This is a genomic window from Streptomyces sp. B6B3 (assembly GCF_039871525.1).
Lineage (GTDB): Bacteria > Actinomycetota > Actinomycetes > Streptomycetales > Streptomycetaceae > Streptomyces.
Genome location: NZ_JBDPLU010000007.1, coordinates 168,435 through 187,302 on the forward strand (window position 1 = coordinate 168,435; position 18,868 = coordinate 187,302).

Genomic DNA, 18,868 nt, shown 5'->3' on the forward strand with positions numbered 1-18,868 from the left:
CCTGGGTGACCATACCCACAGCGGTGAGTAGTCAGCTTATATGTTCAGCATGACGCGATGTCGTCATTCGGACCACGCACGGTGGACGTTGAGACTATGCTCGGCGGAATCAGCAGCCATGTGGGGAATCTGTGGGGGTCATGCGCATGTCGCGGCACACCGTGGGTTACGCGCCGGGGGTCTACGACCTCTTCCACGTCGGCCATCTCAACATCCTCCGACACGCCCGCAGTCGCTGCGACTACCTGGTGGCGGGGGTGGTTTCGGACGAGATGGCCGCGCTCGCCAAGGGCCGAACTCCGGTGATACCGCTGGTGGAACGGCTGGAAATCGTCCGCAGCATCCGCTATGTCGACGCCGCCTTCGTGGAGACCGTGCCGGAGAAGCTGGACACCTGGCAACAGGTGCGCTTCGACGTGCTGTTCAAGGGCGACGACTGGCGCGGCACCCCCAAGGGCGACAAGCTGGAACGGGACTTCTCCACGGTGGGGGTCGAGGTGGTCTACTTCCCCTACACCGTGCACACGTCCAGCACTCAGCTGCGCGCCGCGTTGGACGCGCTGTCAGGTCCCGCCGCCGGCGCGGGCACCGCGGCGGCCACCGGCGGCGCGGCGGCGGACAGTTCGCGGAACCACTTCGCCAGGAACGCGGCGCAGCCCAGCACGTAGACCGCGCACAGCGCGGCGTATCCGTAGCGGAACGCCGTCTCGTGCCCCAGCAGCACGAACACCACGCACAGCACGCCGTAGTCGATCGGCAGCAGCGCCACGGCGCGCAGCGTGGAGGGGCGCGGCGCCGGGAGATGCGCGGGGCGCGCCGGCCGCAGCTTGTCGGTGAGCAGGCCGCCGAAGAAGACCAGCACGGCGACGAGCTGGAACAGCGGCGGCACCAACAGCCAGGCCGGGTCCGGCAGGTCGAAGTGCCGGTAGAAGGAGATCAGCACGACGGTGTGCAGCGCGGTGATCTTCGCGCAGTCCACCACATGGTCGAGCCACTCCCCCACCGGACTCGACGTGCCGCGCAGCCGTGCCAGTTGGCCGTCGGCGGAGTCCAGCGCGAAGCCGAGCACCAGCGCCGCGTAGACCGCGACGCCGAGCGTCCAGGACGGCGGAGCCAGCGCGACCGCGGCCAGCCCGGCGCCCGAGCAGACGGCGCTGAGCACGGTGACCTGGTTCGGGGTGAGGCCGGCCCGGTAGGCGGCGGCGGCGAGGCGCCGGCCCAGGGGGCGGTTGACGTACCGGGAGTACAAGGACACGCCCTTGGCGGACTTCTGTGCCGACCGCAGCCGGTCGAGCGCCGCCCCGTAGCTCATCGTCCCCACCATGCCTGGCATCATCCCATGCACGACTCCTCCGGTGGCACGGATACGATGCGTGGGCCAAAGGACGAGACACAACGCGACATGACACGCGAGACCCAAGGGGAGGGCCCACGATGCGGGTGCGAGCACGGGTGGCGGGGCTGGCGGGTGCCCTGACAGCCATGGTGGCGTCCCTGACGGGCTGCATCACGGTGCACGGGGAGACCGCCGTCGTCCCGGCCACCACCAAGCAGGAGGCGCAGGAGGCGCTGGACCGCTGGGTGGAGGTCTACAACGACGCCTACAGCTCGTTCGACCCGGCGCTCAGCGAGCGCGTCGAACGCGGGCCGATGGGCGCGATCGACAACGCGGTGCTGCGGGCACAGCAGACGGTCAACCCGGACGGCAACCCGGACTACCAGCCGCTGGAGCTCTCCGACACCACGCTCCACATCCCGCAGCAGGCGGGCTGGCCGAAGTTCTTCCTGGCGGACAGCGCGGCCGAGGGCAGCGACAGCCACCTGCTGCAGGTCTTCTCCCGCAACAGCATCGACGAGAAGTGGTACGCGACGTACCTGGCGGTGCTGCCGGCGAACGACGTCCCGGAGTTCGCCGAGGACGAGGACGGGTTCCTGGCCGACATCCCGATCGGCGACTCCGTCGAGGCGTCGGGCGAGGACGCGGGCGAGGGCCTCGCCATGGCTCCGGGCGAGCTCAGCGGCAACTACGCGCGGTACCTCCAGGAGGACGCGGAGGTCGCGGCGCTGTTCGCGGACGGGCAGTTCACCAGCGACGTGCTCGCGAACCGGGCGGAGGAGAACAGCACGCCCGAGTACGAGATGCACTACCAGGACGACGCCGCGGACGAGCCGGAGAACGCGCCGGTGGCGGTCCGCACCGAGGACGGCGGCGCACTGGTGATCTTCGCGACGCACCACTTCGACCGGCAGGCCGTGGCCCAGGGCTACACGCCCACGGTCGACCCGCTGGTGGAGGCGCTGATGGAGGGCGAGGCGGTGACGCAGGTGACCCGCGAGTGGATGGGCATGCAGGCGGCCCTCGTCCCCGAGGGCGACGGCCAGATCGACATCCTCAGCCGCCGCGCCGGCGTCATCAGCGCCCAGGGCGAATAGCCCTTCCCGGGCAGCCACCCCCGACGGCGCCGCACCGCGCCCCGGCGTCGGTCCGCGGCCGGACCACCTGCCGCCGCTCCGCCCCGGCGCGCACGCGACCCACGGCCGGGCCGAACGGTCCGCCCGCCGCGCGCACGGCCCATCCGGGGCGGATCGGCCGCGGTCGCACGACCGCGCGACCCGGAGAAACCGGCCGGTGGCCGGGCGTCCACTCCCCCACGACGGCCACGCCCGACACCGAACGGTGCGGCCCCGCCGCAGGCGTGGACATCCGCCGAGGGCGGGGGCCGACCCGGAGGCGGGCCGGACCCCGTGGCCGCGGAGCCGGCGGAGCCGCGGTCCACCAGGTCCTGCCCGGTGGATCGATGGGGGCATCGCCCGGCCTCCCCCGGACTCCGTCCGGGGGACCCGACGGCTCAGGGCGACGCCGGCGGTCGGGAGACCGCACTCCGGGACCACCCGACGGGCGGCCACGACCCGGGAAGCAGGAGGTCGAAGGTCCGGGGCTCGCCCCCGGCAGCGGGAGTCCGACCGTTCGGGACCACCCGACGGACGGCGACCGACGCACGGGCAGGAGGCCGGGGGACACGGGGTCGCCACAGGTGGCGGGAAGCCGGCACGTCCAGGACCACCAACGAGCATCGGCGACCGGGCCGAAGGGCCGACGCTCCCCTCGGCAGTGGGATACCGGAGGTCCGGGTTCGTGTGACCGGCGGCGACACGGGGGCAAGGGGACCGAAGGCCCCGGGGTCGCCGCGGGCGGCGGCCGCGTCGTGCCGGTGCGGGTGGTCGCGGGAGCGATCCGCGGGAAGCGGTCAGCGCCAGGCGTGGTGGTGGTACTCGTCGGCCTCGCGGGCCTCGCGGGCCGCCTCGGCCGCGGCCACCGTGGCGCAGGCGTCCAGCAGGGTCAGCGGCTCGGGCAGCGGATGCGCCGCGGGCGGCGGGCCGCGTCGTGCCGGTGCGGGTGGTCGCGGGAAGCGATCCGCGGGAAGCGGTCAGCGCCAGGCGTGGTGGTGGTACTCGTCGGCCTCGCGGGCCTCGCGGGCCGCCTCGGCCGCGGCCACCGTGGCGCAGGCGTCGGTGAGCGCCTCCAGCAGGGTCAGCGGCTCGGGCAGCGGATGCTCGGGGCCGCGCAGCCAGCGCACGCCGCCGTCGCCGCTCGCGGTGAGGCCGCCGGCCAGCAGCCGCGACGGCGGCAGCAGCACGTAGCTGCCGCGGCAGTGCCAGCGCAGTCCCGGATGCTCGTCCATCGTCTCCGGGTGGCAGTCCAGCTCGCACGGCCACCACTCGTCCTCGTCGTCCGGCGTGCCCCGGGTGGTGGTGAAGAACAGCACCCGGTCCGGGTCCGCGACCGCGACGGGGCCGGCCTCGGTGCCCTCCGCGGCCAGTCGCGCCAGGGCCGCGTAGCCCGCCGCTGCCGGCACGTCGAGCACGTCGTGCGCGCGCCCGGTGGCGGTGACGAAGTTCGCCAGCGGCTCGGCGCGCAGCCAGCGCAGGATCTGGTCGGGGTCGGTGGTGGCCTGGGTCTGCCAGGCGAGGGAGACGGGGTGGCGGGCGGGCGTGGGACAGCCGATCCGGTCGCAGGAGCAGGCATACCCCTGCGGGTAGGCGGCGGGGGCCAGCGGGAACCCCGCGGCGGCGGCGGCGAGCAGCAGCTCCTCACGGGCCCGCGCGGCGGCCGCACCGGCCGCCTCGCTCCGGGCGCCTCGGCGCAACCAGCGGGGAATTCTGCTCTCGCGTTCCATCAGCCGACTACCGCCTCACTTCCGTCCCGCTCGACCCAAGCGCGCCGGCGCCGCGATTATTCCGCGCCGCGGCGCCAGCCGCGGCGGCGTGCGTGGGCCGGTCCGCCCGTCGATTCCGCCCATCCTGCACCGCGGGCCTCCCGGATGGGTAATCGGAGCACGCAGGCACACGGAAGCACAGGGGAGCACACGGGGCTCACTGACACCCACAGCGCACCCCGCCCCGAGGGGCCGCGACGGGCCTCGGATCGGCCCCCGCCCGCCGGGCGGCGCGGTCGTCACGGAGCCTCCGGCGGGCTCTCCGGCGGGCTCTGAGGCGGGCCGGGCGCCGGCCACGCGTCGCCCCAGCCCGCGTTCCTGGCGGCCCGGTACGCCGGGCCCTGCCGGCGGGACACGGTCTCCCGGCGCAGCTCGCCGTCGGCCGTGCACAGGTCGAGCAGCACCTGGCCCTTGCGCGGCAGCGGCCGGCGCACCACCCGGGCCTCCGGCCGCTCCCCCGGAGCCTCCGATGCGTCCGACGCCGATGCCTCCGACGCCGGGGCCTCCGGTGCCGACGCCTCCGGCCGGACGGCCGCCACGTAGCTGAACTTCTCGTCCTCGTACGGCAACGAGCCGCCCTTCACCCGCCGGTGCAGCGAGGAGCGTTCGACCCGGCTGGCGAAGTGGCACCAGTCCGCGCCGACCTCGATCGGGCAGACACCGCCGTGCGGGCACGGCGCGAGAACGCGCAGCCCCGCGGCGATCAGCCGGTCCCGGGCGGCGCGGATCCGCAGGTAGCCGTCCGGGCTGCCGGGCTCGACCAGGACCACGGCGCCGCCGGGCCGCGCGGCCCGGGCCGCCGCGTCGGCGACCGCCGCGCGGGCGGGCTCGTCCAGTTCGCCCAGCACGTAGCACGCGCTGACCAGGTCGGCCGCCGGCAGCTCGCAGGCCGGATCAACGGCCTGTCTGCGCCACTCGGCGGCGCGCAGCGCGGGTTCGGCGGAACGGGCGGCCAGCTCCCGGCCCAGCTCGATGGCCGGCCCGGCCCAGTCGAGCAGCAGCGTGCGCCGCCCGGCCGGCGCGGACCAGGCGTCCGCCGCCGCCCAGGCGGCGGCGCCGGTGCCGGCGCCGACGTCCACGTGGTCGGCGGGCGCCCATCCCGGGCGGCGCGCGGCGAGCCGGCCGAACGCGTCGGCGACCGCCGCGAACGTCGCGGGCATCCGGTAGGCGGCGTACGCCACGGCGTCCGCGCGGTCGCGCAGCACGGGCGTGTGGGTGGGCGTGCGGCCCCGGTAGCTGGTCATCAACCGCTCCACCGCGGAGGCGGCGTCCCGGGCCGGCAGCCCGTCGAGCAGCGGTTCGAGCGCGGCCCGCAGCCGCGCCCCGCCCGCCTGCGAGGTGCTGGTCACCCGCCCAGTCTAGGAACGCCCGCCCGCGGCGCCGGAACCGGTCTGCCGGAGGATCTCCCGGACGACCACGTCCCACAGCGACCGCGGCGGCATCTGGTGCCCGCAGCCCTCCAGCGGCACGAGGCGGGCGCCGGGGATCGCCGCCGCGAGAGCCTCGCCGTGGCCGTAGGGGAAGAGCGGGTCGTCCGTGCCGTGCAGCACCAGCGTCGGCGCGGCGATCCGGTCCAGGCGGTACCCGTACGGCTCTCCCTCGTCGACCGCCCAGTGGTTGTCCGCCGTCGCCATGTCGGGGGTCCGGTCGTGGATCCGGCCTGCCAACTCGCGCAGCCGCTCCTCGTCGAACGGCAGCGAGCCGGCGAACGGGCGCTCGCTCTCCACCAGGTGGTCGACCACCGCCGCCCGGTCCGTCCAGTCGGGCGGGGGCGCGGGCTCCGCGAACACCGGGCGGAGCCGGTCCGCCATCGGCGGCAGCTCCACGTCGACCGGCACGGCGGGGCTGGTGGCGACGAGCGTCAGCGTGCTGACCCGGTCCGGATGGTCCAGGGCCACGCACTGGGCGAGCGCTCCCCCCATGGAGATCCCGACCAGATGCGCGGCGGGCAGCCCGAGCGCGTCGAGCACGCCGACCTGGTCCTCGACCAGGTCCCGCCCGGTGTAGGGCGGGGCACCCGGCGGGAAGCTGTCGGACCGGCCGGTGTCCCGGTGGTCGTACCGGACGACGTACCGCGGGCCGGCGGCCAGCCTCCGGCAGAGCTCCTCGTCCCACCAGTCCATGGGACTGGCCGCGCCGGCCACCAGCAGGAGCGGCGGGTCCGTGGCGTGGCCGAAGGTCTGCACGCACAGGCGCACACCGTTGGCCTCGACCATCCGCTCCTCGCTCCGCGGCACCGCGTCCGCGGGGTTCACTCCGTGGGGTTCGGGTTCCATGGCGCACCTCCACGGAGGTGGACCGTCCGACGCGGCCGAACTCATCGGTTCCACCCGTGGTTCCGTCGGGCGCGCCGCCGGGGTCACTTGCCCGGTTCACTCCTGGCGGCCACGGTGACGGCCACCCGCCGCGCCACCGCCGGGCGCGGCGTGTGCCGCCAGGGCCGGCACAGCCCGAGGAAGCTGGCGCCGGCCAGCAGCACGGCGACGAGTTGGACGACCGCCATCGGGACGGCGGTGTCCTCGCCCGCGACGCCGACCAGCGGCGAGGCGACGGCGCCGACGAAGAACGCCGAGGCGCCCAGCAGCGCCGCGGCCGAACCGGCCGCGTGCGGGGTGCGCATCAGGCCCTGCGAGTTCGCGTTGGGCAGGACCAGCGGCATCGCGGCCATCAGCACGAACAGCCCGACCGAGATCGGCACCAGGCCCGGGCGGCCGAGGAGACCGCTCGTCATCACCAGCAGCGACGCCGCGGCCAGCGTGAGGACGGCGAACCCGGCGGCCATCACCCGGTTCAGCGAGACCCGGCCGACCAGGATCTTTCCGTTGACCTGGCTCATGCCGACCAGGCCGATGGAGTTGGCCATGAAGATCAGGCTGAAGGTCTGCGGCGAGGCGCCGTAGATCTCCTGCACCACGAACGGCGAGGCCGAGATGTACGCGAACAGCGCCGCGAAGGTGAGGCTGCCCGCGAGCAGGTGGCCGGTGAAGACCCGGTCGCGGAACAGCCCGCCCATGGTGCGCAACGCGGTGGGCAGGCCGCCGGCGTCCCGCCGCTCCCGCGGCAGCGTCTCGGGCAGCCAGCGGGCGACGATCAGCACGAGAACGATGCCCATGGCGACCAGCACCAGGAAGATGCCGCGCCAGTTGGTCACCCGCATCAGCTGGCCGCCGAACACCGGGGACAGGATGGGCGCGACGCCGGAGATCAGCATCAGCGTGGAGAAGAACCGCGCCATGGCCAGCCCGTCGAACAGGTCGCGGACCACGGCCCTGGCGATGACGATGCCGGCGGCACCGGCCAGGCCCTGCACCAGGCGGAAGGCGATGAGCGCCTCGGCGGTGGGTGCGAGCGCGCAGGCGAGCGACGCCACCACGTAGCAGACCATGCCGACCAGCAGCGGCCGGCGGCGGCCGAGTTGGTCGCTCATCGGGCCGACCACCAGCTGGCCGAGGCCGAGCCCGAGCAGGCAGGCGGTGAGGCTGAGCTGCACGGTGGTGGTACCGGTGCCGAGCGCGTCGCCGACCTCGGGCAGCGCCGGCAGGTACATGTCCATGGAGAGCGCCGGCAGCGCCGAGAGGCTGCCGAGCACGAGGGTGAGCATCAGTCCGGCCCTCTGCTTACGGCTCAGCTGCTGTGCTGGAACGCCGTGCGCTGAGGGCCGGGGGTCCGGACCGGAGGCGGAGGGATGCGGTGGTGGTGGCTCCGGCGTGACGCGCCTTGGGTGGGCCGGAAGGGAGGTTGGGGACGGGCTGGCGGGTCGTATGTCGGCTTCCGCGGTCGGGGCTGACAGGCCGGACTGGGACATGCACCTCTCCGTGAGTTGTTGCGATCAGCCCAATCATCCCATGATCTGACCCCTGCCCGGGGCCGTCGATCATGTCCGGCTGATCACATCACTCTGCGTTCCGTACTGATGGATCCGACGGGCTCCTCGAACTGACGTGCCGTCACACCTCGGTCAGCCCCGGGTCGCCCGCCAGGGAGACGAACGAGGCGGCCGTGGCCAGCGTCGCCCCGGGCGAGGTCACGTAGTCGAGCGTGCGGAAGTCGGCGCGCAGCTGCTCCTCGTCGACGGTGACCACCAGATAGCCGCGGCGGCCGTCGAAGAACCGCAGGTGCTCGTTGGCCTCCGTGACGGCCTCCCAGTTCTCCGGGTTCTCCACGCCGTCGCCGCCGCTGGAGACGGAGGTGGTGACCAGCTCGACGCCGAGGGTGCGGGAGTCCTGGTCGGCGAAGTCCTCCTTGATGTCGAAGGCGAGGTGGACGTGCACGTCTCCGGTGAGCACCACCAGGTTGTCCACCCCGGCCGTCCGCACGCCGTCCAACAGCCGCTGCCGGGCGGCCGGATAGCCGTCCCAGGCGTCCATGGAGACCGCGCCCTCGCCCTCCAGCGGGTTGGTGCGGCGGGAGACGACGACCTGCTGGCCGATCAGGTTCCACACCGCCTCGCTCGCGCCCAGGCCGTCGGTCAGCCAGCGCTCCTGGGTGGCGCCCAGCAGCGAGCGGTCGGGCTCGTCGGATTCCGGACCCGGCAGCTGCCAGCCGTCGCCGTAGGCCTGGTCGTCCCGGTACTGGCGGGTGTCGAGGATGTCGAGCTGCACCAGCCGGCCGTACCGCAGCCGGCGGTAGAGCTGGAGGTCGGCGTCGACCGGCAGCTGCGGGGCCCGCAGCGGCATGTTCTCGTAGTAGGCGCGGTACGCGGCGGCCCGGCGGACCAGGAACTCCTCGGCCGGCACGTCGTCCTGGGAGACGGCGGCCGCGTAGTTGTTGTCCACCTCGTGGTCGTCCCAGGTGACGATGAACGGGTGGGCCGCGTGCGCGGCCTGGAGGTCGGGGTCGCTGCGGTAGAGCGCGTAGCGCAGCCGGTAGTCCTCCAGGGTCTCCGTCTCCCGGTTGAAGACGTCCGGCAGTTCCTCGTCGTACGCCCGGGCACCGGCCACCGAGTTGACGGCGTACTCGTAGAGGTAGTCGCCGGCGTGGATGACGGCGTCGACGCCCTCCTCCGTCGCCAGATGCGCGTAGGCCGTGTAGTAGCCCTGGTCGTAGCGCTGGCAGGAGACCAGCGCGAAGCGCAGCTGGGCGGGCATCTCGTCCGCCGCGGGCGCGGTCCGGGTGCGGCCGACCTGGCTGGTCCACGTGCCGGTGGTGAAGCGGTAGTAGTACGTGGTGGCCGGCAGCAGGTTGCCGGCCTCGACGTGCACGGCGTGGTGGAACTCGGGGTAGGCGACGACCTCGCCGCTGCCGGCCGGGACCAGGAAGTCGGGGTCCTGGGTGATCTCCCAGGCGACGGCGACCGGCTCGGCCGCCATGCCGCTGTCTGGTTCGAAGGGCGCGGGGGCGAGCCGGGTCCACAGGGCGATCGAGTCGGGCAGCGGGTCTCCCGAGGCGACGCCCAGCGTGAACGGGTCGCTGTCGATGGTGGTGGCGACGTCCAGCGCGCGGCGCGGGGCCGTGGCCGCGGAGGCGGCCGAATCGCCGGCCGGCAGGTGAGTGGTGAACGCGAGCGCGGCCGCGGCGCCACTGACGGTCAGAAATCGACGACGGTCCAAGGTGCGGGCCGCGGCCCGGAGTTCGTCTGTGGGGGACGATGTCTGCGTCATGCAGGTAAGTGCAGCGGGGGAGGCCAGCGCACCGCTTACGGTGGCGCATCAGTGGCGTGACGGACAGATGAAAGGTTGTCCACGGAAGGTAACGAGTCCCCCGCCCAAACCACGCCAGCAGGCGACGCGTCGTTGAACGTTGCTCCGAACGCGCATGTGACGACCCCGTGGCCTCACCCGTTCGGAGCAACGCAGGGCGGGGCCGCAGGAACGCCCTCAGGCGTTCCTGCGGCCCCGCCGCGTATGGTCCCCGCGCGCCCCGTCAGACGCGCAGGCGCCGCACCCGTTCGTGGGTGTGCGACTCGATGTCCTGGATGGTGGAGTGCACCAGCTGGTGCGACAGCTCCGAGAGGGCACGGGCCGCGGCGAGTTCCCGGCCGATGTCCGGTACGTTCTCGTCGTCGGGGTTGGCGCGGGCCGTGCCCTCGGCCACCAGCACCGTGTCCTCCAGACCCTCCAGCCGCGCCTCCGCGCGGGTGAGGCGGTCGCTGGTGTCGAAGGCCAGGTGCACGTCCCAGGTCTCGTGCGTCATGATGCACCTCCCGGTCGAATCCCGGTCGAATCCCGGTCGAACCGTTGGCTCGTCGTCCGCTCCGACGGTGGCTCGCTCCGTCGTCGCTCCCCCGTTCGTGTTCGTGTTCCGTCCTTTCCATCGTCACCCCGAAAGCCCGGCGCCGCACGCCGGGGACCGGAGGGCCGCCCATGACCGCTCATCCGCCGGCGCTCGACGACCTCGACCGCCGCATCATCGCCGCCCTGGTCGCGAACGCGCGCACCAGCTACGCGGAGATCGGCGCCGCGATCGGCCTGTCCGCGCCCGCCGTCAAGCGGCGCGCCGACCGGATGCGGGAGGCCGGCGTGATCACCGGCTTCACGACCACCGTGCTGCCCGCCGCCCTCGGCTGGCGCACCGAGGCGTACGTGGAGGTGTACTGCGACAGCGCGGCGCCGCCCCGGCGGCTGGCGGACGTGGTGCGGGACCACCCGGAGATCACCGCCGCGATGACCGTGACCGGCGGGCCCGACGCGTTGCTGCACATCAGGGCCACCGACATCGCGCACTTCGAGGAGGTGCTGGAGCGCATCAGGGCGGTGCCGTTCATCCGGAAGACGGTCAGCCACGTGGTGCTCTCGCACCTGCTCAGCGGCAGCGTGGAGGCCGGCGCGAGCCCGCCCCCCGAGCCCGACGAAACGAACCGCCGCTGAGGGGCCGAAGCACGCAACATCGTTGCGTCCACACGCAATGTCGATTTGTTGTCGCTCACGACGGTCGTTCCTACGCTGACTGGTGAACCCCATCGACGCGAAACCCGCGGACGGGAGGACCCAGTGCCACGACCCCGGCGCTACCTGTGTTGCGAACCCCGCTACTTCGACGTGCGCTATGCCATCAACCCCTGGATGACCGAGGCGGCCCGGCCGGGCGCGGAGGTCGACACCGACCTGGCGATCGCCCAGTGGCGAACACTCGTCCAGGCGTACCGCGACCACGGTCACACGGTCGAGACCGTGGAGCCGGTCCCCGGACTGCCCGACATGGTGTTCGCCGCGAACGCGGCGCTCACCCTGGACGGCCGGGTCTTCGGCTCCCGCTTCCTGGCCCCCGAGCGGCGCCCGGAGTCCGCCGCCTACACGAGCTGGTTCAAGGCCGCCGGCTTCGACGTGCAGGAGCCCGAGCCGGAGTCGGTCTGCGAGGGCGAGGGCGATCTGGTCCCGGTGCGCGGACTGGTGCTGGCCGGCACCGGCTTCCGCACCACGCCGGAGGCGCACCGGGAGGTGCAGGAGTTCCTCGGGGTACCGACGGTCGGGCTGCGGCTGGTGGACCCGTACTTCTACCACCTGGACACGGCGCTCTTCGCGCTGGACGACGAGAACGTCGCCTACTACCCCGGCGCGTTCTCCCCCGGCAGTCGCGAGGTGCTGCGGCGCCTCTTCCCCGACGCGATCGTGGCGACCCGCGACGACGCGATGGCGTTCGGGCTCAACTCCGTCTCCGACGGCCGGCACGTCTTCGTCGCGCCGGACGCCACCGGGCTGATCCGGCAGCTCGAGCGGCGGGGCTACCGGCCCGTCCCCGTCGACCTCTCCGAGCTGCGCCGGGCCGGCGGGGGCATCAAGTGCTGCACTCAGGAGGTTCGGTCATGACCCTGGACTCGCCCGCGCGCGACGCGGCCCGTTCCCGCTCCTCGGCGGAGCTGATCCGCGCCGAGGACGCCGTTCTGGCGCACAACTACCACCCGCTGCCGGTGGTGATCGCCCGGGCCGAGGGCGCCTGGGTGCAGGACGTCGAGGGCCGCCGCTACCTCGACATGCTGGCCGGCTACTCGGCCCTCAACTTCGGCCACCGGCACCCGGCGCTGGTCGCGGCGGCGCACCGGCAGCTCGACGAGCTGACGCTGACCTCCCGCGCCTTCCGCAACGACCGGCTGGCCGGCTTCGCCGAGGGCCTGGCCGAGCTGACCGGGCTCGACCTGACGCTGCCGATGAACACCGGCGCCGAGGCCGTGGAGAGCGCCATCAAGGTGGCCCGCAAATGGGCGTACGACGTGAAGGGCGTGCCGCCCGACCAGGCCACGATCGTGGTCGCGGCGAACAACTTCCACGGCCGGACCACGACCATCGTGGGGTTCTCCAGCGATCCGGTGGCGCGCGAGGGCTTCGGCCCGTTCGCGCCGGGCTTCCGGGTCGTCCCCTACAACGACCTGGCGGCGCTGACCGACGCCGTGGACGAGACCACGGCGGCGGTGCTGATCGAGCCGATCCAGGGCGAGGCGGGCGTGCTGATCCCGGACGAGGGCTACCTGATGGGCGTCCGGGAGCTGACGCTGCGGACCGGGACGCTTTTCATCGCCGACGAGATCCAGTCCGGACTCGGCCGCACGGGCACGACGCTCGCCGTGGACTACGAGGGCGTGCGCCCCGACGCGGTGTTGCTCGGCAAGGCGCTGGGCGGCGGCATCGTCCCGGTGTCCGCGGTGGTCGCCCGCCGCGACGTGCTCGGCGTGCTGCACCCCGGCGAGCACGGCTCCACGTTCGGTGGCAACCCGCTCGCCGCGGCGGTCGGCTCGGCCGTCGTCGACCTGCTGCGCACCGGCGAGTTCCAGCGACGCGCGGCCCAGCTGGGCGAGGTGCTCAGGGCCGGCCTGGCCGAGCTGACCGGCAAGGGCGTGGTCGCCTACCGCTGCCGCGGGCTGTGGGCCGGCATCGACGTGGACCCGGCGATCGGCACGGGGCGGGAGATCAGCGAGCGCCTGATGCAGGAGGGCGTCCTGGTCAAGGACACCCACGGCTCCACGATCCGGCTGGCCCCACCGCTCACCATCACCCAGGAGGACCTGGAGGCCGCCCTCGCCACCCTGGCGACGGTCCTGACGTAGCCGTCCCGCGTCAGCGCGGCGGCGTCAGCCGGGCCCCTCCGGCATCGGGCCCGTCCTCGTCAGCCCTTTACGCAGCTGCGTCGGACTGACCCCGGTCGCTTCGCGGATGCGACGGGAGAAGTGAAAGCTGGTGCTGAAGCCGCAGTGGGCGGCAACCGCGCCGACCGACAGATCGGTGGACGACAGCAGTTCGATCCCCAGAGTGACCCGCCTGCTCCACAGATACTCCATGGGCGTCGTACCAAGATGCGCGCGGAACAACCGAATGAGGTGTGGTGGCGTGACGCCCGCGGCCTCCGCGATATCGCCGAGGGTGAGCCGCTGCTCCACATTCCTGTGGATGTGCAGGCGGGCCAGTTCGAGTGACCGCGGAAATCGCTTCGGGTCGGCTTCCACCTCGGCCAGGTAGCGCAGCAGTATCGCGGTGGCGAGTGCGTCGAGCAGGGCGCCGTCGGCCGTGAGGTGGGTGAGCTCGCAGGTCAGGGCCTCGCGGACGAGGTAGGTGATGGCGGAGGACGCGGCCTTCCTCCGCGGCAGCTTCCACAGGCGCTCACGCATCGCGGGAGTGAGTCCCCGGAGCTCACCGGCGAACCAGGACTGCCGCGTGAGCTGGGCGTCGTCGAACCGCAGCCTGCTGACATCCCCCGGAAGGAAGAGGGCGACCTCGCCCTCCCCGGCCTGGAACGTCATGTCCACCAACTCCGCCCGCATCGCCCCACGTTGAGTGATGACGAACAGGACCTCGCGCAGGGCCTGCGGAGTGGTCGCGGTGCCCGCGGGATAGGTGATCTCGCCGAAACGAGCCCCGAGGACCCCGAACAGGTCGCCAGTACCGGCATCAAACTCAGACATGGAATCACACATCTCAGCCATTGGTCCGCCCTGTCGGTGTCGCTACGGTTACCGCCATGCTAATGCTGCGTACGGACCTGCTGGTGGTCGGCGGAGGGCTCGGAGGTGTGGCCGCCGCCCTGACCGCCGCCGAGCACGGGATCAATGTCATAGTGACTGAGCAGACCGACTGGCTCGGCGGCGTGCTGACCAGCCAGGCGGTACCGCCGGACGAACACCCATGGATCGAGCAGTTCGGATGCACTCGGACGTATCGCCGGTTTCGGGATGACATCCGCGACTACTATCGGCGACATTACCCGCTCGTCGACTCGGCTCGTCGGCGACCGGATCTGAACCCGGGAGACGGCCGGGTGTCCGCCCTGTGCTTCGAGCCTCGGGTCGGCGTGCGGGTGATCGAGGCGATGCTGGCGCCCTTCGTGTCGTCGGGGCGGCTGCGTGTGCTGTTGGAGCACCAGCCCACCGCCGCTCACGCGGACGGCGACCGCGTGATGGAAGTCGTCCTGAGGGACGCACGCAGCGGCGAGCAGGTGAGCGTGACGGCGGACTGGTTCGTCGACGCCACGGACACCGGCGAGTTGCTTCCCCTGTGCGGGGTCGAGCACGTGATGGGCGCGGAGGCCCGCGCCGACACCGGGGAGCCGCACGCCGCGGAGCGTTCCGATCCCCTCAACATGCAGCCGATTTCGGTGTGCTTCGCGCTGGACCATGTCTCCGAGGCGGACTTCACCATCGCCAAGCCGGACGAGTACGAGGAATTCCTCACTCAACGGTGGCCGGACTGGCCGGAGGGTCAGCTGAGCTTTCTGGCCCCCGAGCCGAAGACCCGCAGGGTGGTCAAACGCGGTTTTCTCCCGAACCCGCCACCCGACGCCGCCCGCGAGGGCGACCGGGAACTGTGGCTGTTTCGACGCATCGCCAACCGGCAGAACTTCACGCCGGGCGCCTACGACACCGACATCACGCTGGTGAACTGGCCGCAGATGGACTACTGGGGCGGACCGATCATCGGGGTGGCGGAGGAGCAGGCCGCGGAGCATCTTCGCCGGGCCAAAGCGCTGAGCCTGAGCCTCTTGTACTGGTTGCAGACGGCGGCGCCCCGACCGGACGGCGGAACCGGCTGGCCCGGCCTCCGGCTGCGAGGGGATGTCGTGGGCGACACCACGGACGGTCTCGCCAAAGCGCCCTATGTCCGCGAGTCCAGACGCATCAAGGCCGAACGCACCGTCGTCGAACAGGACATCGCCCTCGACGTGCGAGGCGATCACGGCGCGGTCGCCTTCCCCGACACCGTCGGCCTTGGTTCCTACCGCATCGACCTGCACCCCTCCACGGGCGGCGATCCGTACATCGACATCGGCTGCTGCCCGTTCCAGCTCCCGCTCGGTGCGTTGCTCCCCGTCCGGGTCGACAACCTGTTGCCGGCGGCGAAGAACATCGGAACGACCCACATCACCAACGGCTGTTACCGCATGCCGCTCGTGGAATGGAACGTCGGCGAGGTGGCGGCACATCTCGTTTCCTACTGCACCGCACATCGGATGCCGCCGCGCGCGGTCCGCGCCAAACCCGACCATCTCGACGCCTTCCAGCAACGCCTCATCGCGGCGGGCGTGGAACTTTCCTGGCCACCCGTCCACGGCTACTGACCCGTCACGTACAGGAGTTCGCCATGCCCGCAACTGATGGGTCACCGCAGACCCGACGCTCCTTCCTCACGAGCGCCGGCATACTCACCGCCGGCGTGATCGCCGGATGCGCACCGCCCGGCACGACCGGCGGAGGTTCCTCGTCCCAGGCGTCCGCTCCCGGTCCCGTGGGATCCGATCCGGTGGACGGCTCGCTGTCGTTCGCGCACTGGCGCGCCGAGGACAAGGAGGTCTTCGACGACCTCGTCCGGACCTTCACGGACCGCAACCCGGGATCCGCCGTGCGCCAGGACGTCCTGTCCTCGGGCTCCTATCTCACGACCGCGCTGCAGCGAATCCGCAGCGGCAGCGTCGGCGACGTGTTCGCCGCCTTCGTGGGAGCTCAGTTCCAGGACATGACGGCCGCGGGACTGTTCACGGATCTCTCCAGCCAGACCTTCCTGTCTCGCGTGGACACCTCCGCGCTCGACCTGAGCACCGACGCGGACGGCCGCCGTCTTGGTCTGCCGTACCAGCACATCTTCCACATGCCCCTGGCGAACATGGATCTGTTGGAGCGAGCGGGCGTTTCGGAACAGCCCGCGGACTGGGACGGCTTCCTCGGCCTGTGCGAGGCGCTGCTGGGCCTGGGCGTGGTACCGATCGCGTGGCCCGGCGGCGAGCCAGCCAACGCCGGGCAGCTGTTGAAGACCATGGTGATGAACAACGCCCCCTGGCCCGACATGTTCGCCCGTATCGAGGCCGGTACGGCGACGGCCACCGACGACTGGTTCGTCCGCACCCTCCAGCAGTTCGTGGAGCTGCGTCCCTACGTGCAGCCGCAGGCCCTGGGGTCCACCGTCGAGCCGCTCCAGCAGTCGTTCGCACAGGGAGACGCCGGGATGCTCGCCACCGGGTCGTTCCACATCGGCGCGGTGCGCCAGGCCGGTGCGGAGTTCCCGATCGACCTCGTCGCCCCCATCACGGTCTCGAGGAACGAGGCCAGGTACGTCGGGGTGCACAACCAGTCCTTCGTGGTCGGGGTCCGGTCCGACACGGAGGAACTGGACACGGCGTTGAAGTTCGTGGAGTTCCTCACCGAGCCGGACGTGGCGAAGACCTACGCGGACGGCACGGTGCAGCACAGTTGCGTCAGCGGAATCGAGTACGACAACCCGGATCTGCGGACGACGGCACACTGGCTCACCGCCGAGACCATACTCGCCCCGCACGTCCCGGTACGCAATCTGGAGATCCGGCGCGTCCTGGACAACGCGAGCATTGAGGTACTCGGCGGAGCCGACCCCGAGCAGGCGGCCGAGCAGGCCCAGCATCTGGTCGAGCAGCAGCGATGACGACCTCGTTGACCCCACGCCCGTCGGGTGAACCGGACGCGGGCCGCCTCCCCGAGGGTCCGCGGCGCGCCACACCGCGACTCGCGCGGCTGCCGCGACCGGCTCGACGGAAGAGGCCTCAGGGCTCGTCGCGGACGCATCCGGCGCTGTGGCTGTTCCCGATTCCCGCACTGGTGTTGTACGTCGTCTTCTTCGCCGGCCCGACGGTTCAGGCGGTCCAGTACGCGCTCACGGACTGGAACGGATATGAGGACACCTATCGCAACGTCGGGATGGAGAACTTCTCCAATCTGGCCACCGACGACGACTTGTTCTCCCAAGCCCTCAGCAACAACCTCAGGTTCATGCTCACCGTGGTCGTCTTCCAGACGCTGTTCGCGCTGGTGTTCGCCGTCTATCTGGCGGCCACGACACGGTCGTCCGTCTTCCTGCGGGCGCTGTTCTTCTTCCCCACCATCCTGTCCTCGGTGTCGGTCGCCTTCGTCTGGCGGTTCGTCTACGACCCCAGCTTCGGGCTTGCGAACCGCGGCCTGGACGCCGTGGGGCTGGACGGCCTGCGCAGCTCGTACCTGGGCGACCCGCAGCAGGCGATCTACTTCGTCGCCCTCACCCAGATCTGGTTTCACACGGGTCAGATGATGGTGATCTACATCGCGGGTCTCCAGGTGATCCCTCGCGAGTTGTACGAGGCGGCGGAGGTGGATGGCGCGTCCCGCTGGCAGCAGTTCCGGTTCGTGACGTGGCCCCTGCTCGCGCCGGCGACGGCGATCGTCGTCGCCTATACCACGATCCAGTCCTTCAAGGCGTTCGATCTGATCCTGGGCCTCAGCGGCAACCCGCCGAAGCCCTCCCTGGACATCCTGTCCACCCGCATCTTCAGCACCTTCTCCAACTCGGAATACGGCTACGCCGCGGCGGAGTCGGTCCTGTTCATGATCGTGATTGCGATGGTGACCTTCCTGCAGCGTCGCGCCGTCCGTATTCTCCAGGCAGGGACGTGAAGGAAAACGAAATGGGTTATCAACTGATCCGCCGAAGCATGCTGTTCACGTATGCGGTGATCGTGACCGTGCCGCTCATCGTCGTCCTGCTTGGCAGTCTCAAGAGCACACCCGAGCTGTTCTCCTCCCCCTACGCGCTGCCCACGTCACTGCGGCTCGACAACTACGCGGAGGTCCTGGGCAAACAGAACCTCACGACGGCGTTCGTCAACAGCATGCTGGTAACCGTGTGCTCCGTGGGCCTGACGCTCTTCCTGGCCAGCCTGGCCGCCTACGCCGCCACTCGGATCACCGGATGGCTGATAGGCGTGGTCTACGCGTTCCTGATACTGGGCATGGCCGTGCCGGCGCAGACGAACATGGTCCCGCAGTACGTGCTGTTCTACTCCCTCGGACTGACCGACAGCCTGGTCGGGCTCGTGCTGATCCACGTTGTCGTCACCCTGCCCATCGCGGTCTTCATCCTGACCGGATTCATGCGGTCTCTGCCGCGCGACATCTTCGAGGCGGCCTCCCTCGATGGCTCCGGACCGTGGCGGACCTATCGGCAGATCGTCATGCCGCTGTCGAAGCCGTCCCTGGCGGCTACCGCCATCTTCCTGTTCGTTATCCATTGGAATGATGTGCTCTACCCACTCCTGCTCATCACGGATCCGGACAAGAAGACGCTGCCGCTGGCGTTGCTGGACTTCCAGGGCGAATATCTCACGGACTACCCACTGCTGTTCACGGGCGTGATCATCGCCTCGGCGCCCGTGGTACTCGCCTATGTCTTCCTGCAACGCTACTTCATCGCCGGAATGACCGCGGGCGCCATCAAGGGCTGATGAGCGTTCAC

At 71.6% G+C, this 18,868-nt stretch carries 16 protein-coding genes and 1 pseudogene; 9 read left to right on the plus strand and 8 right to left on the minus strand.

Features of this window, described 5'->3' with window-relative positions; translation table 11 throughout:
- Window positions 1-146 precede the first annotated feature (146 nt).
- Window positions 147-668 carry an adenylyltransferase/cytidyltransferase family protein gene (locus tag ABGB06_RS17140; protein ID WP_347590136.1) on the plus strand — a complete coding sequence of 174 codons (522 nt, stop codon included), beginning with the start codon at window positions 147-149 and terminating at the stop codon, window positions 666-668.
- On the opposite strand, the pseudogene ABGB06_RS17145 reads toward ABGB06_RS17140, so the two are convergent.
- A pseudogene (locus tag ABGB06_RS17145) lies at window positions 614-1,333 on the minus strand (CDP-alcohol phosphatidyltransferase family protein); the annotation flags it as partial. The gene ABGB06_RS17140 and the pseudogene ABGB06_RS17145 overlap by 55 nt on opposite strands.
- Before the next feature lie 101 nt (window positions 1,334-1,434).
- Between ABGB06_RS17145 and ABGB06_RS17150 the strand changes: the two are divergent.
- On the plus strand, window positions 1,435-2,433 hold the full coding sequence (locus tag ABGB06_RS17150; protein WP_347590138.1) for a hypothetical protein: 999 nt from the start codon (window positions 1,435-1,437) through the stop codon (window positions 2,431-2,433).
- A 995-nt stretch (window positions 2,434-3,428) separates the two neighbouring features.
- Here ABGB06_RS17150 and ABGB06_RS17155 read toward each other — a convergent pair.
- The 6 genes from ABGB06_RS17155 to ABGB06_RS17180 form a co-directional block, all read right to left on the minus strand.
- Entirely contained in the window at window positions 3,429-4,178 is a 750-nt protein-coding gene (locus ABGB06_RS17155) for a bifunctional DNA primase/polymerase (protein ID WP_347590140.1), read from the minus strand.
- Window positions 4,179-4,456: 278 nt separating this feature from the next.
- Window positions 4,457-5,566 (minus strand): small ribosomal subunit Rsm22 family protein, encoded by a 1,110-nt coding sequence (locus ABGB06_RS17160; RefSeq protein ID WP_347590142.1) that lies wholly within the window; start codon window positions 5,564-5,566, stop codon window positions 4,457-4,459.
- Between the two features lie 9 nt (window positions 5,567-5,575).
- On the minus strand, window positions 5,576-6,493 hold the full coding sequence (locus tag ABGB06_RS17165; RefSeq protein WP_347590144.1) for an alpha/beta hydrolase: 918 nt from the start codon (window positions 6,491-6,493) through the stop codon (window positions 5,576-5,578).
- Window positions 6,494-6,576: 83 nt separating this feature from the next.
- Entirely contained in the window at window positions 6,577-8,022 is a 1,446-nt protein-coding gene (locus ABGB06_RS17170; protein ID WP_347590146.1) for a multidrug effflux MFS transporter, read from the minus strand.
- Between the two features lie 142 nt (window positions 8,023-8,164).
- Entirely contained in the window at window positions 8,165-9,817 is a 1,653-nt protein-coding gene (locus ABGB06_RS17175) for an alkaline phosphatase D family protein (RefSeq protein ID WP_347590148.1), read from the minus strand.
- A 262-nt stretch (window positions 9,818-10,079) separates the two neighbouring features.
- Window positions 10,080-10,349, minus strand: coding sequence for a dsRBD fold-containing protein (locus ABGB06_RS17180; RefSeq protein ID WP_347590150.1), 270 nt, complete (start codon window positions 10,347-10,349; stop codon window positions 10,080-10,082).
- 170 nt (window positions 10,350-10,519) lie between these two features.
- Here ABGB06_RS17180 and ABGB06_RS17185 point away from each other — a divergent pair, with 170 nt between their 5' ends.
- The 3 genes from ABGB06_RS17185 (at window position 10,520) to rocD (ending at window position 13,194) form a co-directional block, all read left to right on the plus strand.
- Window positions 10,520-11,023 carry an Lrp/AsnC family transcriptional regulator gene (locus ABGB06_RS17185; RefSeq protein WP_347590152.1) on the plus strand — a complete coding sequence of 168 codons (504 nt, stop codon included), beginning with the start codon at window positions 10,520-10,522 and terminating at the stop codon, window positions 11,021-11,023.
- 123 nt (window positions 11,024-11,146) lie between these two features.
- Entirely contained in the window at window positions 11,147-11,962 is an 816-nt protein-coding gene (gene ddaH / locus ABGB06_RS17190) for a dimethylargininase (RefSeq protein ID WP_347590154.1), read from the plus strand.
- Window positions 11,959-13,194: an ornithine--oxo-acid transaminase gene (rocD, locus tag ABGB06_RS17195; RefSeq protein WP_347590156.1), complete on the plus strand. Its 1,236-nt coding sequence runs from the start codon at window positions 11,959-11,961 to the stop codon at window positions 13,192-13,194. The genes ddaH and rocD overlap by 4 nt, the downstream gene beginning before the upstream one ends.
- A 24-nt stretch (window positions 13,195-13,218) precedes the next feature.
- On the opposite strand, the gene ABGB06_RS17200 is transcribed toward rocD, so the two are convergent.
- Window positions 13,219-14,067, minus strand: a complete 849-nt coding sequence (locus tag ABGB06_RS17200) for a helix-turn-helix transcriptional regulator (RefSeq protein WP_347590158.1) — start codon at window positions 14,065-14,067, stop codon at window positions 13,219-13,221.
- A gap of 35 nt (window positions 14,068-14,102) precedes the next feature.
- On the opposite strand from ABGB06_RS17200, the gene ABGB06_RS17205 reads away from it, so the two are divergent.
- The 4 genes from ABGB06_RS17205 to ABGB06_RS17220 all read left to right on the plus strand — a co-directional run bounded on the left by ABGB06_RS17205 (window position 14,103) and on the right by ABGB06_RS17220 (window position 18,857).
- Complete coding sequence (locus ABGB06_RS17205; RefSeq protein ID WP_347590480.1) at window positions 14,103-15,695, plus strand: FAD-dependent oxidoreductase; 1,593 nt, start codon at window positions 14,103-14,105, stop codon at window positions 15,693-15,695.
- Window positions 15,696-15,718: 23 nt separating this feature from the next.
- Complete coding sequence (locus ABGB06_RS17210; RefSeq protein WP_347590160.1) at window positions 15,719-17,029, plus strand: extracellular solute-binding protein; 1,311 nt, start codon at window positions 15,719-15,721, stop codon at window positions 17,027-17,029.
- A gap of 173 nt (window positions 17,030-17,202) precedes the next feature.
- Window positions 17,203-18,030 carry a sugar ABC transporter permease gene (locus tag ABGB06_RS17215; RefSeq protein ID WP_347590162.1) on the plus strand — a complete coding sequence of 276 codons (828 nt, stop codon included), beginning with the start codon at window positions 17,203-17,205 and terminating at the stop codon, window positions 18,028-18,030.
- Window positions 18,031-18,041: 11 nt separating this feature from the next.
- Window positions 18,042-18,857 (plus strand): carbohydrate ABC transporter permease, encoded by an 816-nt coding sequence (locus ABGB06_RS17220; protein ID WP_347590164.1) that lies wholly within the window; start codon window positions 18,042-18,044, stop codon window positions 18,855-18,857.
- Window positions 18,858-18,868 lie beyond the last annotated feature (11 nt).

Excerpts from the sequence above, each read along its gene's own strand:
- ABGB06_RS17140 (WP_347590136.1), top strand. The coding sequence starts at position 147 with ATGTCGCGGCACACCGTGGGTTACGCGCCGGGGGTCTACGACCTCTTC.
- ABGB06_RS17150 (WP_347590138.1), top strand. The coding sequence starts at position 1,435 with ATGCGGGTGCGAGCACGGGTGGCGGGGCTGGCGGGTGCCCTGACAGCC.
- ABGB06_RS17155 (WP_347590140.1), bottom strand. The coding sequence starts at position 4,178 with ATGGAACGCGAGAGCAGAATTCCCCGCTGGTTGCGCCGAGGCGCCCGG.
- ABGB06_RS17165 (WP_347590144.1), bottom strand. The coding sequence starts at position 6,493 with ATGGAACCCGAACCCCACGGAGTGAACCCCGCGGACGCGGTGCCGCGG.
- ABGB06_RS17170 (WP_347590146.1), bottom strand. The coding sequence starts at position 8,022 with ATGTCCCAGTCCGGCCTGTCAGCCCCGACCGCGGAAGCCGACATACGA.
- ABGB06_RS17175 (WP_347590148.1), bottom strand. The coding sequence starts at position 9,817 with ATGACGCAGACATCGTCCCCCACAGACGAACTCCGGGCCGCGGCCCGC.
- ABGB06_RS17180 (WP_347590150.1), bottom strand. The coding sequence starts at position 10,349 with ATGACGCACGAGACCTGGGACGTGCACCTGGCCTTCGACACCAGCGAC.
- ABGB06_RS17185 (WP_347590152.1), top strand. The coding sequence starts at position 10,520 with ATGACCGCTCATCCGCCGGCGCTCGACGACCTCGACCGCCGCATCATC.
- rocD (WP_347590156.1), top strand. The coding sequence starts at position 11,959 with ATGACCCTGGACTCGCCCGCGCGCGACGCGGCCCGTTCCCGCTCCTCG.
- ABGB06_RS17200 (WP_347590158.1), bottom strand. The coding sequence starts at position 14,067 with ATGGCTGAGATGTGTGATTCCATGTCTGAGTTTGATGCCGGTACTGGC.
- ABGB06_RS17205 (WP_347590480.1), top strand. The coding sequence starts at position 14,103 with ATGCTAATGCTGCGTACGGACCTGCTGGTGGTCGGCGGAGGGCTCGGA.
- ABGB06_RS17210 (WP_347590160.1), top strand. The coding sequence starts at position 15,719 with ATGCCCGCAACTGATGGGTCACCGCAGACCCGACGCTCCTTCCTCACG.
- ABGB06_RS17220 (WP_347590164.1), top strand. The coding sequence starts at position 18,042 with ATGGGTTATCAACTGATCCGCCGAAGCATGCTGTTCACGTATGCGGTG.